Annotated in this window: 1 protein-coding gene; it reads right to left on the bottom strand. The window is 45.1% G+C overall.

Annotated features, from left to right (window positions below; translation table 11 throughout):
* On the bottom strand, positions 1-1,192 hold a 1,192-nt coding region (locus RHS_RS29375), incomplete at both ends, for an Ig-like domain-containing protein (protein ID WP_047835227.1).

The following is a 1,192-nucleotide window of genomic DNA, read 5'->3' as shown; positions in this document are numbered from 1 at the left end:
CCCTGGTTTCCGGCCTTCCAGACGGTTACCTGGGTACTTCTGTCCTGCAGCCCTTCCAGTGTCTTAGAACGTCTTAAAACTACACGGTCATACTGTTCCAGCTGATCGTTTGAATCAATCTGATCCTGATCCTCCGGGAAATATGAACCGGTCATATAATAATATCCGCTCTGTTCATCCCAGTAAATGCAGGGATCCGCCATGCCTTCCACGAATTTTGTCTCATCGTAATATACCGTTCCGGTTTCTTCATTATAATTATCCGGATCATCCCGATTTGCATTCTCCGGATCATCTTCCGGAAGGGTGCTTCCATTTAATTCTTTTAATTTATTGATATACTGGGTCTGAACCACCTTACCGGTTAATGTATACTCTCCCGGTTGGGATAAGCTGATGCCCTGCAGCGCTCCCTCCCAGTCGATACTGAATTTCTGACTGGATCCGTCTGTATAAACTGCATTAACACTTGGGTACAGTTTTTCCAGCTCCTGTTCCGTAAGCCCCTGCTGCGCATCTACATTTAAGCCGGTCAGGGACTCCAGTCCATTATTTACAACTGTCCCCAGTTTATTTACGATATACCGGTACTCTTCTTCTGTCAGGGAAACCGCATTTCCAAGGGTGATCTGCTCATCTGTGTCTAATATATTTTCCCCATTCAGCATTAATGTAAAATTAGAACGTTTCAATGGCAATGCATTTAATTCAGTTTCTGATACCATGATGTCATCATAATAAGCTACTCCATCTGTGGAAGTAAACAGATGGATTCCCCTGGAGGACGTCGCATCCGGCGCCGCCACTGTAAATCCCTCTTCTGTCTTAAAGATACGGGGATCTGTAACCTGAAGCGTGCCATTGGTATTCTTAGAGAAAATCACTGCACCACCATTGTTCAGAACTTCAAAGTTTTTTCCGTCTTTGCTCACAGCCATGTAGACACTGCGGGTTTCCTGGGCTACATTTGCTGCGGAGGCATAGAAGTCTGTAGAAGTGGAATATACAGCTGCATAATATCCCTCCTGCAGTTCCCTGACTGACTCTACTCCATGTACTGTAATTTCAAATGCTTCTGATTCCATACCGCTAACGATTGCTGTCACATGTGCAGTCCCTTCGGAAATTCCTCTTGCAACACCCTTTTCGTCTACCGTAAGTACCTCTGGATTATCAGATACCCAGGTTACTG

The organism is Robinsoniella sp. RHS (genome assembly GCF_001029355.1).
Lineage (GTDB): Bacteria > Bacillota > Clostridia > Lachnospirales > Lachnospiraceae > Robinsoniella > Robinsoniella peoriensis.
This window is presented reverse-complemented; position numbering and strand designations above follow the sequence as displayed.